We start from the raw sequence: 24,756 nt of genomic DNA, 5'->3' as shown, positions 1-24,756 counted from the left end.
AAAGATTGGAAGCGGTCGGATCTCGCCCTCGGGAACCGCGGGATTCTCGAAGAGTGGTTGCCTCGATTGGCTGAACTGAGCCCGGACGCGGTTTTGATCATGGTGACCAACCCGGTCGATGTCATGACCTACGAAGCGATTCGATTGACTGGTTTCCCACCCGAACGCGTGATCGGGACCGGGACTCTCGTCGATAGCATTCGGTATCGGTCGTTGTTGTCGGCGGAGCTGCAGATTCACGCCGACGATATTCGGGCGTACATCTTGGGCGAGCACGGCGACGATCAGTTCGCCGCGTACTCAGTCGCCATGACGGGCGGCGAGAAATTTTTTCCGAGTGAGACGATCCGACGTCTGTTCCAAGAAACCGTGAACCTCGGGTACGAGGTCTACAACCGGAAGGGCTATACCAATTATGGGATCGCCCTGGCGACGATGACGATCGTTGATTCGATTGTCTATGATCTGCGTCACACGATGCCGGTCAGTGTGATGGTGGACGATTTTCTCGGCGTGAATGACGTGTGTTTGTCGTTGCCGGCGGTGATCGGACGGCAGGGCGTGACGCGAGTTCTGCATCCGCCGTTATCGGACGACGAGGCGGAATCGTTTCGAAAGTGTGCCGCCAAGGTGCGTCGGACGATCGACATGGTTCAAGGACGACGGGATTTCACGGAAGAGTCGTGATATTTTGTCGTGAAACCGATGAAACAGGCCGTGTGGTGGCCTGAATCTCTCTGGCGGTCGTGGCCGGGGGACTGATATGAAAGACGGTCGAGATTCCCGCGCACCGTTGCTTACATATTCACCGCTGACATGAAGTCTTTCCGCCGAGTTCTCTACCTGGCCTCCAAACGACGTCTCTCGATGTTGGGGATCGTCGTGACTTCGCTGATCATTGCGGCGATGTGGGGAGGAAATATCAGTGTTCTCTACCCGATGACCGAGGTGGTCTTCGAGGGAGACGATCTAGCGACGTACGTGCACGACCGCATCGAATCGGCCGGACAAGAATTACAGGATATCGACGCGGGCCTCGCGGAAGACGGCGTCATCGAAGCCAAGCGAGCTCAACTCGAATTTCGCTACCAAGCGGTCGCCTACTCGCTCAGTTGGCTGAAGTGGGTCGAACCGATCATTGTGAATTATGCTCCGCCGGGGCCGTTCAACACGTTGCTGCTCGTGGTCGGATTTTTGCTCGCCTGTACGGCCATTAAATTGGTCGCGTTGGTGATCAACATGATGTTGGTTCAGTACATCGCCGAAGGGACGGTGATGGAACTGCGCGAGAAGTTTTTCCGAAAAGCACTCAGCCTGGACCTGGATCACTTTGGCGAAAACGGTTCAGCGAATTTGACCAGTCGTTTGACCAACGATGTTGCTCACGTTGGGATGGGGTTGAGCACGTTGATCGGTCGTTTGATTCGCGAACCCCTGAAGATGATCGTCTGTGTCGGCGGGGCATTCATGGTTTGCCCGCGGTTGTTGCTGCTGGTGATGGTGGTCACGCCGGTGGTTGCGTTGGTGACTCAGAAATTGAGCCGCGCGATTCGACGTGCGAGCCGCCGGGTCATGGAAGAGATGAGCGGCCTGTACGGAATGCTCAACGATGCGTTCAACGGCATCCGAGTCGTGAAGTCGTTCAACACGCAATCTCGCGAGAGGGCTCGGTTCCGGTCGCACGTTGATGCCTATTTCCGACGTTCGATGAAGGTGGCTTTCTACAACACGTTGGCACGCGGTACGAGCGAGATGCTCGGGCTGATCACGGTCGGTCTCGCGATTCTCGCTGGTGGTTATCTCGCGATCAATCAAGAAACACACTTGCTAGGTTTGCGGATGAGCAATCAACCGCTCGATGATTCGCAGGTCTTGCTGTTCTTTGCGTTCCTGATTGGTGCGTCAGATCCGGCGAGAAAGTTGACCGATGTGTGGAGTGCGTTGCAACGTGGGATTGTCGCGTCGACTCGTATCTATGAAATCGTCGACGCCCCCGTGCGTGTTACCGAACCAGCCAGCCCGATCAAGCCACCACGTCCGCACAACGATGTTCGTATTGAAAACGTGCACTTCCAATATCCGTCGGGGCCGATGGTTTTGCAGGGCATTGATTTGACGATCCCGCACGGCGAGACGATCGCGTTGGTCGGGCCGAACGGTTGCGGGAAGAGCACGTTGCTGAATATGTTGTGTCGCTTTGACGATCCGAACGAAGGACGCGTTTGTTTGGACGATTGCCCGATCGATCAAATGGCGACGCGTGACCTGCGACGCCGGATCGCGTTGGTGTCGCAGCGGACGGTTTTGTTTGACGACACGATTGAAAACAACATCCGCTACGGAAGTCCGAGTGCGGACAGCCACGACGTGGTTCGTGCCGCGAAACTCGCCTTTGCCGATGACTTCATTTTGCGGAAGACGCCTCAGGGCTACCAAACCATGTTGGGTACCGGCGGAGTGCGTTTGTCGGGCGGTCAGATGCAACGGATCGCGTTGGCACGGGCCTTCTTGCGGGACCCGGATATCCTGATCTTGGACGAGGCAACCAGCCAGATCGACATCGAAAGCGAGCTGCTCATTCACCGTGCCCTGGAGACGTTCTTGAAAGGACGCACCGGCATCATGGTGACTCACCGAGCGAGCACGTTGGCGCTGGCGGACCGCGTCGCGGTGTTGGACCAAGGCCACGTCGCTGCGGTGGGCAACCACGAGCAGTTGATCCGGGAGAACAGCTTCTACCGAAACCTGTATGGCAGCGAGATCGCCGACGCGGCGTGACGAGCCGAGCGTGTTCCAGTATGCCGACGCAGGTTGGCTTTTGTAGGCCGTCGTGGATCTTATTAACGATCTTGCTGCATGAGGATCTTTAAAAAGATCCACTACTTGAAGATTGATGTAGCCGATGTCGGCCACGCTTCGGTGTGAATTCTAGCGAGTCCTGCTACGGGGCGCGGACTCGTTAGAGATCCTCGCAGGAGAGAATCACTCGGTGTCGGAACTCGATCTCGGGTCGACCTGCAGGCTCGCGAGGTAGGCGACGAGGTCGCGGAGTTCGCGTGGTGACATAAGATCCGCGAGTCCGGCGGGCATCGATGATTTGCCTTTCTTTCTCGCGACGATCAACTCTTTCTCGATCACGTTGCGGGATCCGTCGGCGGCGATCAGTTCGACGGTGTCTTCCGTTTCCGTAGCAACGATTCCGGTGAAGACGCCTCCGTCCTCATCCGCGATGACCGCGGTTTCAAACCCTTCGGCGATGCGTGCGTCGGGGAGGCAGATGGATTCGAGCAACGTTCGACGGTCGCGGGTCTTGCCGATCACGGTCAGGTTCGGACCGACTTCGCCGCCCGCCCGGTCGACTTTGTGGCACCGGACGCAGGAGAGTTCGGTCTTGCCAAGAAAGATCTTCTCGCCGGTCTCGGAGTCGCCTCCGTGCAGCGAGTCGATCCACTTGGCGAGCGGTTCGGTCTTTTGCAGTTCTTCCTGGTATGCGGCGATCTGCTTTGCGGCGGACTCCGGCAAACGTTTGCGAGCGGCTTGGGCGACGTTCAATCGAACATCGGCGGGCAATTCCCCGGAGAGGTATTGTTGCAGCCCGAGTTCGAGTTGTATGACCGCGAGTGGTGATTCGTTTTGGGCGATCAAGTCCCACGCGAGTCCTCGCACCAATTGGCTGGAGCTGCCGGTCGCGGCGATCAGTCGTTCGATCGATCCGGCCGCATCGTACTCGCCGAGAACGCGAAGGCTGGCGAGAACGATTTGCACGGGTTGTTGCAGGTCGACTTCTCGGGCCAATTCAACCGCGAGTGGACGTTGGAGGCGTCCGAGTGCGGTCAACGCCGCGGCCCGCGTGCTCGGCCGGAGTTCTTTGTTGGTGAAACGTTTAACGAGGCTCGGTGCGATCTTCTTGATGCCGAGTTTTGAGCCGACATCGATTGCCTTTTCCCGCACCGCGTCGGTGGCCAGCATCAACTCGTCGATCCGGCTCGACAAAGCCGTCTTGGCGACCGACTCGCCCGGGACCGGTGGTTTATTCGTCGCACCCGGCAGCGGTGTGCGAGAGGGTTCGGGACGCGGCGGCAACGGATCGTATTCGTTGGTGACTCGGCAGCGAGGATCGGGATCGGTCCAATCGGCGAGCGAATCGATCGCCTCGATGCGGGCCCAACGCGGCGAGCGGTCGGACGCGGCGAAGCCGGCAATCGCGTGAGCCGCTTCACTCGTTCCGATTCGGAACCCGGCGTTGAGGACGCGGCGGAGCAGCGGTTCGGAATCGATCGGCAGATCGGCGACGGTGATCAAGTTCGCCAACGCCTCTTCGGCGACCGGGATCGGTTCGTCGTGGATCGCCATCGCGGCTTCGGCGACGACGATCGTTTCGGGATCGTTCAGGAAGTCAGCAACCTTTTCGCTGCGACGACTCCGCAGGGCGGCCACTGCGGCTCGGCGGACATCGACGCTCGGGTGATTGTTGGTATTGACGAGTGTTTCGTCATCGGACGCGATGCTGAGGAAACGGATCGCGGCGTGACGCAACGCGGGGTCTTGGTTCGCATTTCTTGAAATCCGATTGAAGACCTTCGCGAGCACGGCGGGGCTCGCCGGTGAGCGTGCGGCATGACCGCGTGGCATCAGATCACAGAGTGCCAAGAGCGCGTGATAGGCAACGCGGCCATCCTCATCATCGATGAGTGTCACTATTTTATCGACGGCCTGCGTGTCTTGTTGGTCGCCGGCGAGGTCACAGGCGGCCGCGCGGATGAATCCGCTTTCGTCGTCGAGGCACCCGCGTGTTGCCGCGATCACCTGGTCTCGCAGTTCGCCACGGAGTCGCACGGCGTGTTCGGCACCCCAGAATCCGTGCAGACGGAATCGCGGGTCGAGGGAAGTGTGGGTGGCCGTTTTGAGGAGCGTGTCGACCTCGCCGCGGCGGGCGAGTTCCCACTGGGCGGCGAGTCGGACTCGGCGGTCGGCATGCTGCAGATGGTCACCCAGATCGGTCAGTTCAGTTTCGTTCCAATTTGAGGCGAGCAGATCGCGGACCTCGGCAATGAGCGGATCGTTTTGTTGCTTCGGATCGGTGATGCGGTAGATGCGGCCTTTGCCGAGTCCTTCCCATCCGTCGACCCAGTCGCTGACAAAGAGTTCGCCGCCGGGGCCGAACGCAACGTCGGTGGCCAACACGTTCCAAATCGGTTCGTCGTTTTCGCCGAGCGAATAGAACGCGCCCGATGGATTCAACTCGAACGAACGGATGCCACTGTTGCTCGGTCCGCCGCGGAAATCACAGATCAGGAATCGGTTCTTCAGACGGTCTCCGAACCCGGTGCCGGGATAGAACGCGAGGCCCGATGGACCGTCGGTTAGGTTGGCGATCGGTGGGACGAGGTGGGCGGGTTGGTCGTTTCGGTGTGGCTCCCACAGCTTTTGTCGACCAAACGGACCTCGATCGGGAAGGTATTGGTAGTGCATCCGCCAACCGCTGTCTCCGCCCTCGAGCAGCGCGACCACGCGTGCTTTGTCACCGCTGTCGCTGTTGTTGTCGACGGTGAACCAGTCACCGTAATCGTTGAATGCGAGTTCCTGTGGGTTTCGCAAACCGTGGGCGAAGACATGCAGATCGCTGCCGTCGAGTTCGCATCGGAATACCGCACCCTCGGCCGGGTTGGACAACACGCGGCCGTCCGGTGTGGCGACATGAAATCCGCGGTCGCCGATCGAGAAGTACAACCGGCCGTCGTATCCGAGCGTCAATCCGTGCAGGTCGTGACCACGGAACGCGACGCGAACGCCGTATCCGTCCGACATCACCGTTTGCTCGTCGGAAATGCCATCGTTGTTGACGTCGGTCATCCGCCACAATTTGGGGATGCACGAGTAATAAACGTGTTCGCCGTGGGCGAGAACGCCGGCGCCGGTTCCCTCTTCGAGTGCGTTAAATCCGTCGGCAAAGATCGTGCTTTCGTCAGCCCGGCCGTCGCCGTCACGGTCGACGAGGCGGCGGATGCGATCTTCCTGTTGGGCGTATGCGGCGGCGCCCTCGCCGAGCAACCGTTTGTGGTAGTCGATTCGATCTTGGACCGTGCGGGCGGCGAGGTCGGCGAGCAACCAGGCCTCATCGTGCGCCCGGTTGTCGGTCACGCCGCGTTCCTGGCGATAGCTCTCGCAGATAAAAACTCGGCCGCGGGAGTCGACATCGAACGCGACGATGTTCGCGACATCCGGTTCAGCCGCGAAGAGGTTGATTTTCCATTCCGGGGCGATGCGGATCACCGACATCGCCTCGTTGGGTTCGTCGGACGCCTCGGCGACGAACGGAGAGGCGGCATCGGTGCGTTCGAGACCGATGAAGTCAGCCGACGTTGCAATCGAGAGAAATAGCAGTCCGGAGAGCATTCCCACCCACGTCGATACTCGACGCTCGCGTTGGGGGACTCCATTCGAAACGCGGCGCAGCGGGGCGCAATCGGAATGCTTCATGGCAAAAAGTCTTTGGTGGTTTCGCGAGAAGAGAGATGCGACGGCGTGGCAGGGGTCGCCCGTGGCGAAACCTGACGTTCAGGCGACCGTCCCTAGGATAGCCACTGTTGCCAAGAATGAACAAGATTCCGGAGGCGTAAATCCGTTAAACTGCAACGCATTGGATCGTTTTCTTCCGTTTTGTTCTCGGATGAAATTGTCAATCTCGCTCTCCAGCCGCCATCCTCTTTCTCCAGACGCCATTGTCCATGACCTCACCCGTTCCACCGAACGATTCCGAATCCGAGACAGCATCGCCGGAAGAAACAGAACAGAACCGTTCGTCTGATCCCGTTTCAGAGCCGGAGCACGCATCCGTGGGCGAGGAGGCGACCGACCGAGATGCAGCGGTCCGTCGGGGCAGCCCGTTTGCGGCGAAGCCCGATCAGGCGTCGGGTGTAATGGTGCTGCCGGTGGAGATTCTCGATCCGGAATGGGGCGTCCTGCGGGCAGCGAACTGGGCATCGGCCTGGGTCGCGATCTTTGCCATCGCCTGTGTTTCGATGTTCCCCGGAGGCGGCGTGATCGTCGCCGCGCTAGGGTGCGGTTTGGCGTCGGTAGGGCTGTTCTCGAGCCGCCAGGTCATCGCTGCGATTCTATTGCTGCTGCACGCGTCGCTGTTCTTTGCGTGCTACCAAAAATTGCTGTGAGACCGGAGCGTTCGTCGTGATGACGATCGCAATGTCACGCGTTGGAATTTTCGGTGGGTGTGGTCGCCCGAGGTGTCACGAGTGAGCCGAAGTGCGTGAGCACTCGGGTTTTGGCGTGTTGGGGTGGGAGACTTGGATGGCGTTTCTACCCGAGGCCTTACGGCCGTTCGGCTCACGTAGCTCGGTCTTTCCAAGACCGAGAGGGCAACCGTTGGCGTGAAGCCTTTCGGCGATTGCAGGTTGTTGTCATGCGGAGCATGACCTACTCGGAGTAGACGTGAAAAGTGAGCCGAAGTGCGTGAGCACTCGGGTTTTGGCGTGTTGGGGTGGGAGACTTGGATGGCGTTTCGACCCGAGGCCTTACGGCCGTTCGGCTCTCTGGGTGGGAACGTTCCGGGTATTCGGGGAGGTGGTAGTGGATCTTGTTAAAGATCCTCATGCACCGGGATCTTTGACTAGATCCACTACCCGAATACGGGGCTGTCAGAAACGACTATTCGTTCAGGCCGCTTATGGCGAAGCAGTCGAATTCGGTTTCGTTGAACGACTTGAAATCGTTGTCGTAGCACAGCCACAACGATCGACGACCGTCGGGAAGATTCGGCCCCCAGCACAATCCTTCGGCTTTCTCCTTGGCGCGTTCTCCGCCCAGGCCGTAGCGCGGATCGAGTAGGTCGATGAGAAGCGTTTTCTTCATCGGCGTGACGCCACCGGGCAGTTCCATTTCCGGCAGTGATGCGATTTCGCTGACGTCGGTCGCGCCGCGCATGTCAGCGATGTAGATTTTTTTCTCTTTCGCTTCTACGCCTGCTTTGCCGTCGCGTTCGAGAACGAGGAACCGGTTCTCGTCGATTGCCAACACTTCGCTCAGGCCGTTCCGTTTGCTGTCCATCACGTAAACGATTTCGCTGACGCACTGACGGTCGGCGCCGTAGACGATGCACCGGCAATTCACGCCGAGGCTCATCCCTTTGTAGGCGACCGAGTCCTGGACCAATGGGCTTTGCGGCATCGTCAGAATACATTTGCCGCTCGGTGTGACCGCGATCCCCTCGAGGCCGCGGTTGTATGCGACGCCTCGGAATGGGACGGAGGCTTCGGCGCGGCCTTGCCGCAGAAACTTCTCGGGGACAGGCAATTCCTTTTCGACGTGCCCGGATCGGTCAGCGATCATGACGTGCGGCCCATACTCGTCGCTGAGCAGGAGTTTGCCGTTGGGGAGTTTGCGGATGCCTTCCGGGTCGAGGGCGGTCCATTGGTGGTTCGGGTCGGTCGAAACCAGGTGTGCTTCATCGGCGACGGATGATCCGACGATCGGCTGTCCGTTGGGGGTGGACAGCATGTGAGTCTCGACCAACTCGCACGTAATTTCACGGGTTTGCGGATCGACGGTGAGTTCGACTTCGTGGTAACGGCAGCGATAGGTGACTTCGCCGTCGCCGGCACCGCGGTCGGCGAGCAACCAAAAACGGTTCCCCTGGCCGGAATATTCCATCGCGGAGAGTCCGCCGAATTGGTCGGCCGCGGAACCGTCTTCGAGCACACCCTGCTCGCCACTGAGATCGTGCAGCGAACCGTCGACCGACAGCGTGGCGATGAGTTCGACGGTGACCTTCGACGACTCGTCAGAGGAGGTCACGTTCTTTGCTTCGGCTGCGTCGATGCGGCAGCACAGCGACACGAGAACAACCCAAACGCAAGCAGCCTCTGACCAACGCTTCATTTCAATCCAGCCCATTTCCGGTACCGCCCGTTTGCAATCTTGCCGAGGCGATCGCGGTGCCCCGGCCGATCCGCAGAGTGTCGAGAACGTTTCTCAGGAGAAGGCTCTGCGGTCCCTCAAAATTGTGTTGAGATTCGAGGGAATGGATACGGGAAAAGAATGAAGATCGTGTGAAGTCTTAGGCCATCTCGTTTTTGATCAGGTTAATCAGGTCTTGCGTCTGCAGGCGAGCGGCCGCGTCGGTTCCATCGAGGACGCCGGCAACGAGTTCACGTTTGTCGGCATGCAACTGCAGGATCTGTTCTTCGATCGTCCGTTCGGCGACGAGGCGGTACACGGTGACCGGCCGTTCCTGGCCGATGCGGTGTGCCCGGTCGGTTGCCTGGTCCTCGACGGCGGGGTTCCACCACGGATCGAGGTGCAAGACGTAGTCCGCCGCGGTGAGGTTCAGGCCGGTGCCGCCGGCTTTGAGCGAGATCAGGAAGAGATCGCCTTCGCCGTTTTGGAACGCGTCGACGCGGCGTTGGCGTTCGTGCGAAGGCGTCGCTCCGTCGAGATACTGGTACGGAATGCCTCGTTTCTCGAGCACTTCGCGGACAACGTTGAGGTGTTTGACGAATTGACTGAACACGAGTGCCCGGTGGTCGCCGTCACGCAGTTCGTCGACGAGCGACAACAGCAGTTCGAGTTTCGACGAGGTCCCTTTCCATGTCGGTTCGACGAGTGCCGGGTGGCAAGCGAGTTGCCGCAATCGGGTCAGCCACGACAGGGTTTGGATGCGGCGACGGCCCTCGTGCGATTTGGCACCGTCGGTCGGTGCGTGGGTCAATTCGGCGAGCGCGGCCAAGCGGGCGTCTTCGTAAAGTTTGCGTTCGGCTTCGCTGAGTTCAGCACGCAGCGTGATTTCGGTTCGCGGCGGCAGCTCTTTGAGCACCTTGTCTTTGGTACGCCGGAGGATGAACGGACGGACCAATCGCGCGAGTGCCTCGCGACGTTCGGCGTCGTTGTGCCGTTCGATCGGTTCGGCGAATCGGCTGCGGAATCGTTGCCACGATCCGAGCAAACCGGGGCTCAGCGTTCGGAACAAACTCCACAGCTCACCGAGGTGGTTTTCCAGCGGCGTACCCGACAGGCCGAGTCGCCAGTCCGCTTCGAGGGTGCGGATCGCCTGCGAAGTTTTCGTTTGCGAGTTCTTGATGAACTGAGCTTCGTCGAGCACGAGCGTGCTCCATGACCGCGTCGCGAACCGTTTGGCGTCCCGCTGCATGAGCTGATAGCTGACGATGAGGATGTCGCCCGGGCCAGCGGTCTTGATGACTTCGTCGCGGTCGCAATCGCGATAGAGGGCCGGTCTGAGCGACGGGGCAAACTTGGCCGCTTCCCGCACCCAGTTCTCGCCAACGCTCGTCGGTGCGATCACCAGTGCGGGGCCTTCGGCGGCGCGGTCGATCAAGATGCCGAGCGTTTGCACCGTTTTACCGAGACCCATGTCGTCGGCGAGAACACCGCCCACACCCCATCGGCTCAAGCGGGACAACCATCGATATCCATCGAGTTGGTAATCGCGAAGAGTCGCGTCGAGACCGTCGGGCCGATCGGGGTTCCAATTCGACAGCGAGTCGAGCCGCTCGATCGCTTGATGCCACGCGGAGGTGGCTTCCAGAACAACGTCGTCGCTGAGGACTTCTTGGGCCATCGGGACGGCCGCACTCGGAAGTTTGAGTTGTCCCTTTTCCGCGACGAGCGTGTCGGCGAGCTGCGTCAAACGGCGACGGAACGCTTCGCTAATTTTCGCGAACTTGCGGTCGCCGACCCGGACGAGTTGACGGTCTTCGCGAACCGCGAGCAGCAGGTCCTGCAGTGGTACCTCCACGCCGTCGATCGTGACCGACCCGGTGACGCCGAACCAATCCGGCGAGTCGTCGATTTGCACCCGCAGCGATTTCGGGGTGATCTCGCCGCGAACGCGGAAGGTTTCGCCTTCGGGCCAAACGATCCGCGGGGCGTCTTCACCGGCATCATGCAAGCGGCTGAGCAGATCCAACGCGGCGTGGTCGGTGACGGCCACCCACTCGTGGTCCCCGTCGCTCGACAGTTTGTTCAGTCCGAAAAGCTCGATCACCTTCTGTGCGTTTGTCAGTTCGTTGGCCAGGTTCCGCTGCACGCGAACGGGGCCTTGGTCGCTCAAGCAGGGAACGAGTTCGGGCGGTTGGCCGGGCACCGGATCGTTTCGGAACCGTCCGTCGTGCACCCGCAGGGCAACCTTCAAACCCGCACCGGGGCGAGGCCGCATCTGTAGGATGAGTTCGCCGGTGGTCGGTTGGACCGGGCCGGCGAGTTGCGGCGGCAGGGAAACATGAATGAACGGATCGATCGATGCCGCCGACAACGCGAGTTTGGCCGCCGATGGTTCGTCGAGCATCGTGTCGCGGTAGTCGTCGCGAAGCAGGAACTGCACCAAACCGATCGCCGCGGAATCATTCAGCGTGCAGACGACGACGCGGTCGCTCTGCCGATCGGCGAGCACCACGACCGGTTCTACCGGGCTGGTTTGGCCAAAGATGACTTCGCAGTTGTGGACGTCGATATCGATGCCTTCGACCGACAGGCGCGGGCGGAACTGCACCGCGATCGTTTCGCCCGGAGGAGCGGCCAGGACATCGCCCGCCGCGTCGCCGGGGCCGTCAGGCGACGCGATCGGTGTTGCTTCGGATGCGGCCTTCGTTTCGCGTGATTCGTCGACCGCGGTTAGGGTCGCGGTGGCTGATTCGCCGTCGCCGTTGCGTGCGGCGCTGCCCATGTCGTTGCTCGCGTCGTTGCCGACGAGTTCGCCGAGTGACTTCGAACGCGAGCTTTTCTTCTTCGTGTTTTTCTTAACGCTCGACTTTGCTTTGCTCTTTGCCGCGGCCGGTTTCGGTTTGGTCGCTTGATCGACCTCGATCGGTTGCAGCGTCAGGGTCAGTTGGCTGCTGAAGACCTCCAGGGGCGACGCATTTTGGTCGTCCCACATGACATTTTCGTGACCGGCGAGTAAACGCAGGGCTTGGAACATTCCGAACTGGTCTTCGCGGAACCCGTGTGTCGGGATCGACGTCAGCGACGCTACTTGGCTGTCGAGCGGATCGGTCAGAAGATTGTGTTCGAGCAGGTCGAAACTCCGCACCTCGCGGCCTTTGGTCCAACCCTTGCCGCCTTTGCGTTGGCGTTGTTCGAACGGCGTGATGGTCAGCGGCGTGGTTTGCGACGCGACGTTGATCCGCAGTCGCCACTGCAGACGCGATGGTTCCTGGTCGGTGATGTCGGGGCGAGCATTCTTGGCACGTCGCAGGAGTTCGTCGACGAATTGTTTGCCCGCCGCGACCGCGTCGGCTTTCAGGCCGCCGAGGAATTCGATCAGTTGACCGTTGCCACGACGACGGGCCATTTGCTCCTGCAGCCACCACCCCGACGCTAACGTGTGGGGGCACCGCAGGTCGCGTTGGTGCGAAATGCAGCCGCATTCGCATTCCGCCCGGAGCTGCATCGCCTCGGCACCGGGATCGTCCTCGTCGAACTGCGGATGGACATTGATGACCACGCTCTGCAGGCGTTGACGGTTGCCTTGGACTTGGAATTCGAAGCGTACGCCCGCGTCGCTTTGGGTCAGCGTGGGCGTCTTCACGGTCATCATCGCCGCCCGCTTGTCGAACTCCTGATCGTGAGAATCGACTAGTCGTTCGATCGCTTCGCCCAACAGCAACCCGAGCGATCCGATCTGGTCCTCGGCGATCCAATCCATGCCGTCATCAATCCCATTGGTGGAAAAACAAGCGTCTCCCAATTCGACCTGCACCCGCGGCCCCGCCGAAGATGCCGAATTAGGAAATTCGAGCGAACCAGGGTACACGTCAGGGGCCGAGAACGCGATGGCTGATAAGAATTCTTTCCCACGCGGGAAGATATCCGGACACTAAGAACCTCTCCGAAAACCTTGGAAAGTTGCTCGGTAACCTCGAAAAGCTGCTCAGTCGGCCAGCGCGAGCCCCGGTTGTCTCGTATTAACCGCGGCGAAATCGGATCGGATGATGATTCGTTTGGGGTGTTTCGAAAAAGTTGTCGGAGCCCGATCGGCGATCCGGGCCAGCAAACCAGGTGGGAACGGCACCGAAGCGAACCGGCTAGAAAAAACAATTCGGCATGAAGTTTGCGTGCTCTGCGATGCGTTAACAGGCAACCGTTCACGGAAAGACTCGCCGTTTCAATACGCGTGTGTTCCGCCCGCAGAAAAGACCGGGACCGTCCGGTTGCCTACAGAAAGTACCAACCAACTAGTGTTCTGGCACGGCTTAATAGGGAGCGAGGCTCGGCAAGAGTTTCGCAAGGGCTCGTGAATCATCGAAAGTCTTCGCGACTTTCGCTACGGCCGTTCGCCCTCATTATTGATCGTGACGCACTTGATTTTCGGGGAGTGGACGAGGCGACGAGTCCTTGATGCGTTAGTCATGCACGGGGATTCCTTGCGTCATCACCCACTACGATTCCACCCGAAAGCCACGCTGCGACGGAATACTAGCACCCGCGCGAGATAGCGTCCCAACCCAAATCGCCGCGGTCCCAATCGCCGCTACCCAGAGGAGCCGGATCATGTCACAACGTCAATTACGCATGCAAATGCTCTACCTTTTCCTCGCCCTCGGCTGCGCAGCGGTGCTGACCGCAGGATGCGATGCCGAACTCGGGGACAGCGAAGTCGATTCGCTCGATCCAAACGTCCAAACCGAATACTCCGATTCCATGTTCGACAACGGAACGAAGTTGGAGGATTTTGGGCTCGAAAGCGAAACGCCTGGAGAAACTTGGGCGTCCCCGAAGGAAGACACCGGTGACGCGTCAGAAACCACCCCGGACGATCGGCCGCAGAACGATGCCCCGGTGAAGCCAACCTTCCAATCGAATGCGGGTACCGGGAGTGCCGAATAATCTATCGATTCGCAGGCGTGAATGAGGTCACGGGGAAGTGCTTGTGGATGTTCGTAGGCGGTTGGTGACCGGGCAGGAATCGCACTACAATGGGGTTTTTCTGCCAGAGAAATTCGCCTCCCCACCTTCAAGCCTCCCCGGCGGCACGGATTCACCATGCTCACCCCTACGCGCTGCGTTGTTCAGCCCCTCACCCGTTTCTCCAGTCACCTCTCGCTCCTATCACGGACGCCGTTGTTTCGGTCGTCTAAGCCTCGTCGTCGATCGTCCGGGACTGTTTCCTGGTTGATGATCGCTGCCTCCGTGATGATCGGTCTGGGATCGTTTGCCGGTTTGGGGACAGCCACCGTTTGGGCGGATGAAACAGCGGGCGAGGAAAACGTCGACGTGGTCGTCATCAAACGGATGCCGGTCGACGAGGAAGGCCGCGTCGTCAATTTTCAGCGGGATATCGCTCCGATTTTTCGCGAACACTGCTTGGAGTGTCACGGGCCGGACGACGCCAAGAATGATTTTCGGATCGATGACCCCGATTTGGTCTTCGATTACGTGGAGGCGGAAGACGCCTCGTCGAGCAGCATGTATGTCGACTACATGACAACGGATGATGACGACATGTTGATGCCGCCGCGTGGCCATGGCGGGCCGTTGAGTGCGGCCGAACTCGCGTTGGTTCGATTGTGGATCGATGAAGGCGCTCACTGGCCCGAAGATGCAATGTTGGACGGTTCCGGAGCCCCGTTGCCGGAAACGGAAGAGATGTCGGTCGAGGACATGGGCCTGGTCGCTCGGGTTTGGTCCTTCCAGGGGTTTCTGCACCCGGCGACGGTGCATTTCCCGATCGCGTTGCTGTTGGTCGGTGCGTTGTTCGTCGTGCTCGGTTGGAAATGGCCCGCGATCGGCACGCAGATCCCGCTGGCGTGTTTGTTGATCGGTGCAGCGTCCTCGATCGCCGCAACAATGATGGGATGGTCGTTCAGCGTCGAGAAGGGCTACGGATCGTGGAATCGATTTGATTTCGATGCCGAGATTTTCTGGCACCGTTGGTCGGCGGTCGTGGTGACCGTTTCGGCGACCGTGTTCTCGATTATCGCGTTGATGTCGCTGCGGAATTCGTCTCCAAAGTTGACCGCGACGTGGAAGATCGGCTTGCTGTTGGTGGCCGGATTGGTCGGTGCGGTCGGCCACCAGGGCGGAGAATTGACGTACGGAAAAGCGTTCTATCCGAAAGCGTTCAGTATTTTGCTGGGCACGGAGCTGCAGCCTGACGATGAGGAGGCGATCAACGTGGAAGCGGTCGAGGTGGAGGTCCCCGCGATCGATGAGCAACCGCTCGCGGCGACGAATTAGCGATACTACCCCCATCCAGGAGGTTGTGCAGTTTTTGAGTGCTTTATCGCCAGGCATTTATCATCACCTTCCCTGGGGAGGGGCGAGCGAAGCGAGGGCTCAGCATCGAATCCAGCGCGTAACCCTCACCGGCCCGAAGCGGTCCGACCTTCCCAAAGGGAGGGTGAAGCAAAACTTCACGACCTCCCAGGCGGGTGGAAGTTGTTAAACTTCCCGCGGCGCAACAATCCGCTAAACGATTTCACCGCGGTTGGCTCTGGCCGGCTGGTGGATTTCCGATGGCGGCTTCGAGCATTTTGAAATTGGAAGAGTCCGATCCCCGTCGCTGGAGTTGTCTGAATTCAGACCACCGAATTCAGTCGACATTCTTGGCGAAACCGGCTGCATCCTTTTCAAACGGCTCTCGTGGTGCGTCACGATCAAGAATGAGGGGTGAAGGCAGTAGCGAAAGTTACGAGACTATCGATAATTCACGAGTCCTCCCGAAATTTCTGACGAGTTTCGCTACCCTAAATTGAAGCTTTGGCGCACCACTGGTATTTCATGTCAATTCAATTTTCGGGGAGTGGACGAGGCGACGAGTCCTTGATGCGCTAGTCACGCTCGGGGATTTCTTGCGTCATCCACTACGATTCCACCCGAAAGCCACGCTGCAGTGGAATACTAGCATCGCGTGACCTGAGCAACGACCTCGCGGGCCGGCGGAATCGCTGCCCGCGTTTGGTATCGGCTCGGATTGCGCCGGGTTGTATGCTGCCGTTCCAATTCACGTATCCGTTTCACTCCTGCCGCGAGACTGCTTCGTTGTCACTGTCCACCGTTGAAAAAAGTGAACCGCGTTATATCAACCGCGAACTCGCGTGGCTCGAGTTCAATTCACGCGTGCTCGACCAAGCGGACGATCCCAACATGCGGTTGCTCGAGCGAGCGAAATTTCTCGCAATCACGGGCTCCAACCTCGACGAGTTCGTGATGGTCCGCGTCGGCAGTTTGAAACTGCAGAGCAGCGGCGGGGGCGGTCGTCGCGACCCGGCGGGCCTGACCGCGACCGAACAACTGCTCGCCGTCGCGATGCGATGCCATCGGCATATCACGCGGCAGTACACGTTGCTGCGCGAAGAAATCCAACCGGCCCTCGCCGAGCGCAATATCACGCGGGTGGACCTGAACGAATGCAGCGACCGGATCGAAGCCGCGGCCCGACGGCATTTTCAGGACGACGTGGTGGCGGTGTTGTCGCCGCAGGCGCTTCACGATCGCCGCTTCCCGATGCTGCCCGGACTCGGCATCCATCTGTGCGTCGAGTTGAAAGGGGTTGCCGAGTTGGCGCCGCAGAACACTCGCAAAATCAAACGAGCCGATGACTCGGACATGGGAGATTCGGCCTCGAAAGAAAAGCCCGAGGAATTCGAGCCGCAATTCGCCGTGATCCCGCTCGGCCGAACGCTGCCACGGATCGTGCCGCTGCCGTCGGACAAATCGCACGGTGAGAAACACGGTTCGAACGAACCCGGTGCGCGTGGCGGACCGGGCGGCGGTTCGCACGAGAGCGGATTCAATTACGTGTTGCTCGAAGATCTGGTCGCGCACTTCGTCGATGAGTTCTTTCCCGGCCGCGAAGTCGTCCAGTGCAAACCGTTTCGCATCACTCGGAACGCCGACGTGGAACTGCGTGAAGACGGCGCCGGTGACTTGCTCGGCGGCATGGAAGAGGTGCTCGAAAGCCGTCGATTGTCCGATGTCGTGCGTCTGGAAATGGACGCTTCGGCGAGCGATGCGATCCGTAACTACCTGATGGAGAGCTTTTATGTGGACCCCGATTATGTTTTCCAAATCGACGGTCCACTCGATCTGACGTACCTGTTCGGGCTGCACTCAATCAAAGGATTTGACTCCCTGCGTGACGAAGCGTGGCCACCCCAACGCAGCCCGGCGATCGATCCTTCCGAACCGATGTTTTCGTCGATCGCCTCGGGTGACATCATGTTGATGCATCCGTACGAGTCCTTCGACCCGGTGGTCCGGTTTATCGAAGAGGCGGCAACGGATCCCGACGTGCTCGCGGTGAAACAGATTTTGTATCGAACGAGTCGCGACAGTCCGATCGTGGCGGCGCTGAAGAGAGCGGCTGAACGTGGAAAGTATGTTACCGCGATTGTGGAGTTGAAGGCTCGGTTTGACGAAGCCCGCAACATTGAGTGGGCTCGTGAGATGGAGCAATCCGGTGTGCAGGTGATCTACGGCATCCGTGGGCTCAAGACGCACGCGAAGGTGTGCATCATCGTTCGGCGGGAACCGCAGGGGCTCGTCCGTTACGTTCACTTCGGAACAGGGAACTACAACGAGGTCACTGCGAACTTGTATGGAGACGTTTCGATCCTGACGAAAGATGAAACGTTAGGCACCGACGCGACCATGTTCTTCAACGCGGTGACCGGCGCGAGCCAACCGCAGCCGCTGCAACAATTGTCGATCGCACCACTGACTCTCCGGCGTACCGTCTTGGACATGATCCGAGGCGAAACCAAACGTTCCAAACAGGGACAGAAAGCAGAGATCATCGCCAAACTGAATGCGTTGGTGGATACCGAAGTGATCGACGCCCTGTACGAAGCCAGCCAGGCGGGGGTGAAGATTCGTTTGAACGTTCGTGGTGTCTGCTGTCTTCGTCCCGGCATCCCTGGATTGAGCGAGTCGATTCAAGTGGTGTCGATCGTGGATCGGTTCTTGGAACACGCCCGCGTGTTGTTCTTCCGCCACGGCGGTGACCCAGCGATCTTCATCAGCAGCGCGGACTGGATGCCTCGGAACCTGGACCGCCGGGTCGAATTGTTGGTCCCGGTCATCGATCCTGCAATCCGCAAACGGTTGCGTGAAACGTTGCAGTTGTACTTCCGCGACAATCAGAACGCGTGGCAGATGCAACCCGACGGAACGTACACGCGAATCACCGCCGGAAAAAAACAAAAGCCGTTCCGCGTGCAAGAAACGTTGTACCGAAACACGGTCGAAAACATCCGCCAAATTCAGCAGAGTTCGCGAATGGTGTTTGAAGCCCATCGTCCCTCCGGCTGAGAATCATTCACCCGGTTGCACGACGTCGCGGCAGATTCGTTACACTCATCGTTATGTCCAACGAGTCGCCAACTCCTCCGCGAAGCCATCCGTCGTCGATGCAACCGATCGTGCGCAGCCGTGTGCTGCCGCGGGTTTCATTCCGGGCAATGATGATCGGGACGGTGGTCGCTGCGGTGATCGCCGCAATCTCCCGAGCGGCCGGGGATGGTGCCACTTTCGCGAAAGCGGTGATGGTGGCGATCGTGATGACGGCGTTCTTCTTTTTGCTGGCGGCGGTTGCGTTCTTGATGTCGTGGGCGACGGCAAAACTAGTCATCGGCGATGTCGACAACGCCCGCGAAGGGAATCCGTTTGCCAAAGACCAATTGCCACCGCAATTGCTCAAACCTCGCGAGCCGGAGCAGTGATGGCGTTGCGATTCAGTCGCGGGATGTTTTGTTGGCTCAGTGTGTTGGTTTGGGCGGTCGTGTTCGGATCGTCGTCGCCGGCGCAAAACCGAGACGATGCAGTGTCGAACCCGACCGCCGGTACGGTGACGGCGGAGCCCGCTCGCTTTTTGAATGAGGTCTCCTCCAATGCGGTGGTCTTTCCGACGACCACGAAGAATCGATTGGGGTGGCGGATGGTTGTCCGCGTGGCGTCGTCGCTGACTGCCGATACGATGCGGGTGGAGATGAGCTTCTCGACGACGGGTGGGCCAACCACCGCGGATCTCAATCTCGAATTGCGGTTAACCCCGTCGACCACCGGTCACTCGCCCCCGCAATCGAGTTTGCGGGCATCGGTGCCGTTTCGAATCCCGGAGGGAACGAGCCAAACGCGATTGGCGAGGCATCTGCCGAAATCGTCGTTCGGTAATTTTTACGTGGTCGAAATTCTCGAAGGCGGCCGTCCGGTTCCCGGTTGTCGATCGTCCGTGGGAGATCCGATCACCTATCGCGACTCGGCCATGTATGTCAATCAAAACCTGCAGATGCGTTTCAATGCGCTGTGGGTTCGATCCGACGTCGACGACTCGACGCGACCGCAGTCGTTGAAGACCTGGGCGTTGTCTCACGGCGGTTATCCGTATCATTCCACCGCGAGTCCGGATGAGTGGATGCAGATGATCGAGTCGGGCTACGGCGGCGACACATCGAGCAACTTTGCCGCCGTCGGGCTTGATACGCTGCCGTTGGATTGGCGCGCGTACCAGCCTTACGATGCAGTTCTGATGCATGGAGAAGACTGGCGATCGCTTTCCGAAAAATCGCCCGCCGCAGCGACGGCTCTCAGGCAATGGGTTCAACTCGGCGGCGTGTTGATCTTGCGCGGGGTGAATGCCGAGGACGTCGAAGCGTTACCCGCTGAGCGATACCAGACCGCGTCACGGGAATCGCTCGCGGAGGCGTCGATTCAGGTACAGCAGACGGCAGCGCACTACGACGCAATGGCCGATCCCAACAGCGAACTGTACAGCCGTGAGATGAGTTACATCGTCTCGACTACCGAATCGCGTGCCCAATGGGATGAGTGGTTTCCTGAGGCAGCCAAGGAGCTGCGACAATCGCTCCGAGACTATCCGACCACATTGGCGAGTCAGGAAAACGGCGTCCAAGGACGGGCCGAAGTCGCCGGAACAATCATCTACCTCGGCACCCCAGAAAAGGCGGCCCCAGAAAAGGGGTCAGGTACCGTTTCGGAGGAAAGGGCCACCGAGCCGGGAATTGAAACGTTGCAGTGGGCGGCCGCGTTGGAGTTGATGGGATGGAAGCATTCGCGGTTGATTCGCAGCGGTGCCGACCCGATTCTCGGAAGTCAGCGGTTCTTTCAGTGGGTGATCCCCGGTGTCTCGCAGCCGCCGGTTTACACGTTCATGGGTTTGCTAGGCGTGTTTGTCGTTTTGGTCGGACCGGTTGCGTATCGAAAGACCGCGAAGGCAGGCCGGAGTTACCTGATGTTCGCGATCGCTCCCGTGTTGGCGATCGCGACAACGGTCGCACTGCTCGGTTATGGCGTGGTCGCAGACGGGTTCGGGACCCGCGCCCGCATTCGCCAGATCACTTGGGTTGACGGTGCGACCGGCGAAGGTGGAACCCGTTCGCGTTCGACTTATTTTGCCGGGATCCGTCCTTCGCAGGGACTGACCTTTCCCGGCGACAGCGAGGTGACGTTGTACCCAGACAACCAAACACGTGGCTGGGAGGCGAGAGTCGACGACCGGTTCGAATCTCGTGGGCTAGTCACCGCAACGGAGGACGCGTTGGTTTTTAACCGAGACTTTTTGCCGAGTCGGCAACAGCGTCAATTCGTAGTTCACCGCCCGGTTTCTCGATGGGGGCAGGTTCGGATCGGCGAGAACCTCTCCGACGAACCGTTGCCGGTCGTGCTGTCACCGACGGCCGCCAATTCCAACAATCCGGCGAACGTTGCTCTCGATGAGGAGAAACTAACTGGACCCGCCTCGGTTGTCGTGCACTGCGACGCGAACACGCCTCTGCGCGAAATTATTATTTGTGACCCCGAGCGGCGTTATTACTTTGCCGAGTTTGTTGACGCGGGCGCGTCCACCATTGCGGTGCAAATCACCAAAAAGCACGCGTCCGAGCGGTTGGGGGAAATGTACAAACGCCAATGGTTGATCAGCACGGTGGTGCAGCGTCGCGAAACCAATTCAGCCTTCAATCGTTCCATCGAAAACGAAATGAGCGATTTGGTGTCGGAACGACTTAATCAGATCGATAGCGTGGTCAAACCGACCGATGGTGTGTTTGAGTTCGAGCTTCAGCAGAGGTTGCAGTTGCAGTCGGATCTGCCGCCCAACAGTTTTCTCGCGCTCGCGGACATTGACGATGATGCCGTCGCGATCGAGGGAACGCAGGTCACCGACAGCATTCACTACGTCATGGGGTCACTGCCATGAGTGACGAAACAACGATCGCATCCGAAGGCGGAGCCGCTGAGTTGCCCGACGAGATGCAGCGTCCTGATTCCGATCCGCATTTGTCCAACGGTGATTTTTCCGGGCAAGCGAATTCCGATCAAAGATTGAACCAATTCGCTGCGCCGAAAAACAACGCCGCCGTCCATCCTTCTGCCGGCGGTGTTCATTCCGGGACCGATGACTGCATCGAACTGCGTCGGCTGTATCGATACTTTGGCAAAACCAAAGCCGTGCACGATATCTCGTTCTCGGTATCACGTGGGCACGTGTTCGGTTATATCGGACCCAACGGTGCCGGCAAAACGACATCGATGCGAATCCTCTCAACACTTGACTTGCCGAGCTACGGGGATGCTTTCGTCGACGGGTTTTCCGTTGTGAATGATCCCGAATTGGTGCGGCGACGATTGGGGTTCATGCCGGATTCGTTTGGCACGTATCGTGATGTCAATTGCGAAGAGTATCTGGACTTTTTCGCTCGGGCGTATGGGCTCGTCGGACGCGAAAGAACCGAGCGATTAAAATGGGTGCTCGACTTTACCGGCACCGTGGGGATGAAAGAGAAGCCGATCCGTGGACTGTCAAAAGGGATGAAACAGCGACTCTGCCTCGGTCGCGCCCTCGTGCATGATCCGGCGGTGATGATTCTCGATGAGCCGGCGGCGGGTTTGGATCCGAGAGCCCGCATTCAACTGCGAAAGATGATTCGGGAACTTGCCGACCGCGGCAAAACGATCTTGATCAGCAGTCATATCTTGACCGAACTTGCCGAGATGTGTGACGCGGTCGGGATCATCGAGCAAGGGCAATTGCTCGCGACCGGCAGCGTCGACGAGATTCAACGGCAGCGAAACCAGACTCGCGAGATCACCTTGCGTGTGCTTGATCGAGCGAATGAAGCGGCCGAACGATTGACTCAATTACAAAACGATTCGGAGTCGACCTCTCACGTGCTCGGCGAGATAGTCATCGACGGCGAACTGTTGCGTTTTGGTTTCGAAGGCGAGCTTCGCGACCAGGCTGAGTTGGTCGCATGGCTGGTCGGTGAAGGCTACGCGGTGGCCGAAGTGACGTCCCATCGCAAGAGTCTTGAAGACGTCTTCCTCCAGGTCACTGAAGGCTTGGTTCAGTGAATCGGTATTAGGGCTTCACATTCGCCACGTACCTGATCGCAAACGGGCAAATCGCCTACCAGGCTGCTTGGGACAATGGATCAATGAGTGACCCCATCGGTCGTCGACGACGATACGAATCCGTTGCCGTATCACACAAGGCAACGGTCGGTTAAATACCGGTGTAGTGGACGACGTTACGAGCGGGACGGCGACACCGCTGAAGGAGAGATGGATTGGCGAGTATAGGGTGTCAGCCGTACGCCAGTTTGTACCCCTTATCTGCCAGCAGCTGATATGCGACTTACTGCCCGTGATACGTCTCGGCCGAGATCTCGCAGCGGGCCAATGAATTGGGGTCAATGAACTGGGTCAATGAACTGGGGCAATGAACAGGGCTCAGCGCCGGGCATGCGGAACAGTTCCGTGGGATTACGTTGGAGATGAAGCGCGGTTCACGTTCGTCACGATGGCGAGCGGTGGTGGTAGAATGCAGTTGATGAAGATTCGCTAGACTGAGCCTTCGATTCATTCAATATCGATCATCGAGAAAAAGCAAAATGAAACTGTTGCCCATCTTTCTTGCCATTGCCATGTGCCTGAGTGCAGCGGCCGATGAATCACGTCCCAATATCCTCTTCATCATGACGGATGATCACGCGGCCCATGCCCTCGGTGCCTATGGCGGCAGGTTGGCAAATCTCGAACTGACGCCCAACCTCGATCGCTTGGCTGCCCAGGGAATTCGTTTTGACAACACGTTTTGCAATAACTCGATTTGCACTCCCAGTCGCGCCTCAATTCTTACGGGGCAATACCCGCAAACCAATGGTGTCCTGGATCTAGACATCCCGTTGGATCTGGAGAAACAGTACCTGCCACACGAGATGCGTCGGCTTGGGTATCGCACTGCGGTGATCGGCAAGTGGCACCTGCACAGCGAACCGACCGCTTTTGATTACTACAAGGTGCTACCCGGACAGGGAAAGTATTTCGACCCAACGTTTCATGAGAAAGGCAAAGGACAGTGGCCCAACAACATCGTGGCCTCGCAAGGGCATTCCACAGACGTCATTACGGACTTGGCTATTAAGTACATCAAGGAACGCGACAAGACCAAACCGTTTTTCTTGATGCATCACTACAAGGCACCGCATGACGATTTTGAATTTGCACCACGCTACCAAGGCTTTCTCGCCAATACCGAAATCCCCGAACCTTCGAGCCTGTATTACCAACCTGAATGGGGTTCGAAAGGAACTCGAGGCGCGAACGGATCTCTGGAGCATTACATTGGCACCTCAGTTTCAGACCGACATGACTATCGCAACTACAACGAGATGTTGTTGGACGGAAAGTACGAGGGGAAACAGTCCGCACACCTTGGCTACCAGGCCTACCTCAAGGCTTACTTGCGATGTGTTAAAGGGGTTGACGACAACCTGGGTCGGCTTTTTGAGTTTCTAAAGTCCGCAGGGATCTGGGAAAACACCGTGATCATCTATACCGGTGACCAAGGGATGATGCTCGGCGAGCATGACCTGCAAGATAAACGCTGGATGTACGAAGAGTCGATGCGGATGCCGTTTCTGGTGCATTATCCACGAATGATCCAACCTAAAATGGTGACCGACCTGCTGATCAACAATACCGATTTTGCCCCCACCATGATCGAATTGGCCGGAGGCAGCACTCCCGAGTACATGCAGGGCAGGAGTTTTCTGAAGACGCTGCAAGGGAAAGAGGAATCGGATTGGAGAACCGCCACCTATTACCGCTACTGGATGCACATCATCCATCATTACGTGCCCGCCCATTTTGGCATCCGTACCAAGCAATACAAACTGGTGTTTTACTACGGCAAACACTACCTGCCCGAATCAGAATTTGGGAAACACTACTGGGCAAACCAGTATCACGGCATCGAAAAAGAAACGCCGCATACCTGGGAACTGTACGACCTAAAAGAGGACCCACAGGAGTTGCGGAACCGATACCACGACCCCAAGTACCAGGGAGTCATTGCCGAGCTGAAGAAGGAGTTAAAACGACAGCGCATTGAGCTTGGCGAAACGGATGCCAACTATCCCGCCATTCAAGCGATCGTAGAAAAACACTGGAATGACTAACTCCAACAGCAACTCCAGTTCAAAAGCCTTTCCAGAATCAAAGGTGTCGGACACAATACTGTTCGGCACGAAAGTTGCGCATTGAATTTTGATGACTTTTGGCATGGCAATTGCGCAAGCATTCAAATTTGGCGGATGCTCCGCCAGTTTGACACGCAGCGGATAAGCCAGTGCCGAACCGGCCCCCTAAACAACGAAGTCCAACGACCGAGAGCCTCGGCAGCGATAGGGATGCGGCCACGGAAGACTCGCCTGATATTCGCGCCGCGGAGCTGCAGGGCCTGAAGTTCTTCAAGAAGATCCGGCCGCTGCT

14 protein-coding genes are annotated in these 24,756 nt (G+C 58.6%); 11 read left to right on the top strand and 3 right to left on the bottom strand.

Going from position 1 to position 24,756, the window contains the following annotated elements; all coding sequences use genetic code 11:
• Together RSSM_RS15440 and RSSM_RS15435 are read left to right on the top strand one after the other, a co-directional pair.
• Positions 1–687, top strand: a 687-nt coding sequence (locus tag RSSM_RS15440) for a lactate/malate dehydrogenase family protein (protein ID WP_044302665.1), incomplete at its 5' end; no start/stop codon positions are given.
• 129 nt (positions 688–816) lie between these two features.
• A complete protein-coding gene (locus RSSM_RS15435) occupies positions 817–2,778 on the top strand; it encodes an ABC transporter ATP-binding protein (protein WP_008680483.1) in 1,962 nt (653 codons plus the stop codon).
• Positions 2,779–2,982: 204 nt separating this feature from the next.
• Here the strand turns inward: RSSM_RS15435 and RSSM_RS15430 are convergent, their stop codons facing one another.
• Positions 2,983–6,480, bottom strand: a complete 3,498-nt coding sequence (locus tag RSSM_RS15430) for a PVC-type heme-binding CxxCH protein (protein ID WP_236621168.1) — start codon at positions 6,478–6,480, stop codon at positions 2,983–2,985.
• A 248-nt stretch (positions 6,481–6,728) separates the two neighbouring features.
• On the opposite strand from RSSM_RS15430, the gene RSSM_RS34280 reads away from it, so the two are divergent.
• Positions 6,729–7,169: a hypothetical protein gene (locus RSSM_RS34280; RefSeq protein ID WP_008680477.1), complete on the top strand. Its 441-nt coding sequence runs from the start codon at positions 6,729–6,731 to the stop codon at positions 7,167–7,169.
• A 493-nt stretch (positions 7,170–7,662) separates the two neighbouring features.
• Here the strand turns inward: RSSM_RS34280 and RSSM_RS15420 are convergent, their stop codons facing one another.
• Positions 7,663–8,892: an esterase-like activity of phytase family protein gene (locus tag RSSM_RS15420; RefSeq protein WP_144059848.1), complete on the bottom strand. Its 1,230-nt coding sequence runs from the start codon at positions 8,890–8,892 to the stop codon at positions 7,663–7,665.
• 178 nt (positions 8,893–9,070) lie between these two features.
• A complete protein-coding gene (locus RSSM_RS15415) occupies positions 9,071–12,670 on the bottom strand; it encodes a DEAD/DEAH box helicase (protein WP_044302664.1) in 3,600 nt (1,199 codons plus the stop codon).
• Here RSSM_RS15415 and RSSM_RS33770 point away from each other — a divergent pair.
• From RSSM_RS33770 to RSSM_RS15370, 8 genes are all read left to right on the top strand, one after another.
• Positions 12,669–12,845 carry a hypothetical protein gene (locus RSSM_RS33770; protein ID WP_160168138.1) on the top strand — a complete coding sequence of 59 codons (177 nt, stop codon included), beginning with the start codon at positions 12,669–12,671 and terminating at the stop codon, positions 12,843–12,845. The genes RSSM_RS15415 and RSSM_RS33770 overlap by 2 nt on opposite strands.
• Positions 12,846–13,515: 670 nt before the next feature.
• Positions 13,516–13,851 (top strand): membrane or secreted protein, encoded by a 336-nt coding sequence (locus RSSM_RS15405; RefSeq protein ID WP_144059847.1) that lies wholly within the window; start codon positions 13,516–13,518, stop codon positions 13,849–13,851.
• A 288-nt stretch (positions 13,852–14,139) separates the two neighbouring features.
• Positions 14,140–15,201: a c-type cytochrome domain-containing protein gene (locus RSSM_RS15400; RefSeq protein ID WP_008680465.1), complete on the top strand. Its 1,062-nt coding sequence runs from the start codon at positions 14,140–14,142 to the stop codon at positions 15,199–15,201.
• A 750-nt stretch (positions 15,202–15,951) separates the two neighbouring features.
• Positions 15,952–18,276: a polyphosphate kinase 1 gene (gene ppk1, locus RSSM_RS15390; RefSeq protein ID WP_008680460.1), complete on the top strand. Its 2,325-nt coding sequence runs from the start codon at positions 15,952–15,954 to the stop codon at positions 18,274–18,276.
• Positions 18,277–18,329: 53 nt separating this feature from the next.
• Entirely contained in the window at positions 18,330–18,686 is a 357-nt protein-coding gene (locus tag RSSM_RS15385) for a hypothetical protein (protein WP_008680458.1), read from the top strand.
• Positions 18,686–21,181: a hypothetical protein gene (locus RSSM_RS15380; protein ID WP_008680456.1), complete on the top strand. Its 2,496-nt coding sequence runs from the start codon at positions 18,686–18,688 to the stop codon at positions 21,179–21,181. The genes RSSM_RS15385 and RSSM_RS15380 overlap by 1 nt, the downstream gene beginning before the upstream one ends.
• Complete coding sequence (locus RSSM_RS15375) at positions 21,178–22,335, top strand: ABC transporter ATP-binding protein (RefSeq protein ID WP_008680454.1); 1,158 nt, start codon at positions 21,178–21,180, stop codon at positions 22,333–22,335. The genes RSSM_RS15380 and RSSM_RS15375 overlap by 4 nt, the downstream gene beginning before the upstream one ends.
• Positions 22,336–22,874: 539 nt before the next feature.
• Positions 22,875–24,443, top strand: coding sequence for a sulfatase family protein (locus RSSM_RS15370; protein WP_008680450.1), 1,569 nt, complete (start codon positions 22,875–22,877; stop codon positions 24,441–24,443).
• The last annotated feature ends 313 nt before the right edge of the window (positions 24,444–24,756 follow it).

The organism is Aporhodopirellula sallentina SM41 (genome assembly GCF_000346505.1).
GTDB lineage: Bacteria > Planctomycetota > Planctomycetia > Pirellulales > Pirellulaceae > Rhodopirellula > Rhodopirellula sallentina.
Note: the sequence above shows the minus strand (reverse complement) of the source record. Positions and strands in the feature narration are given on the sequence as shown.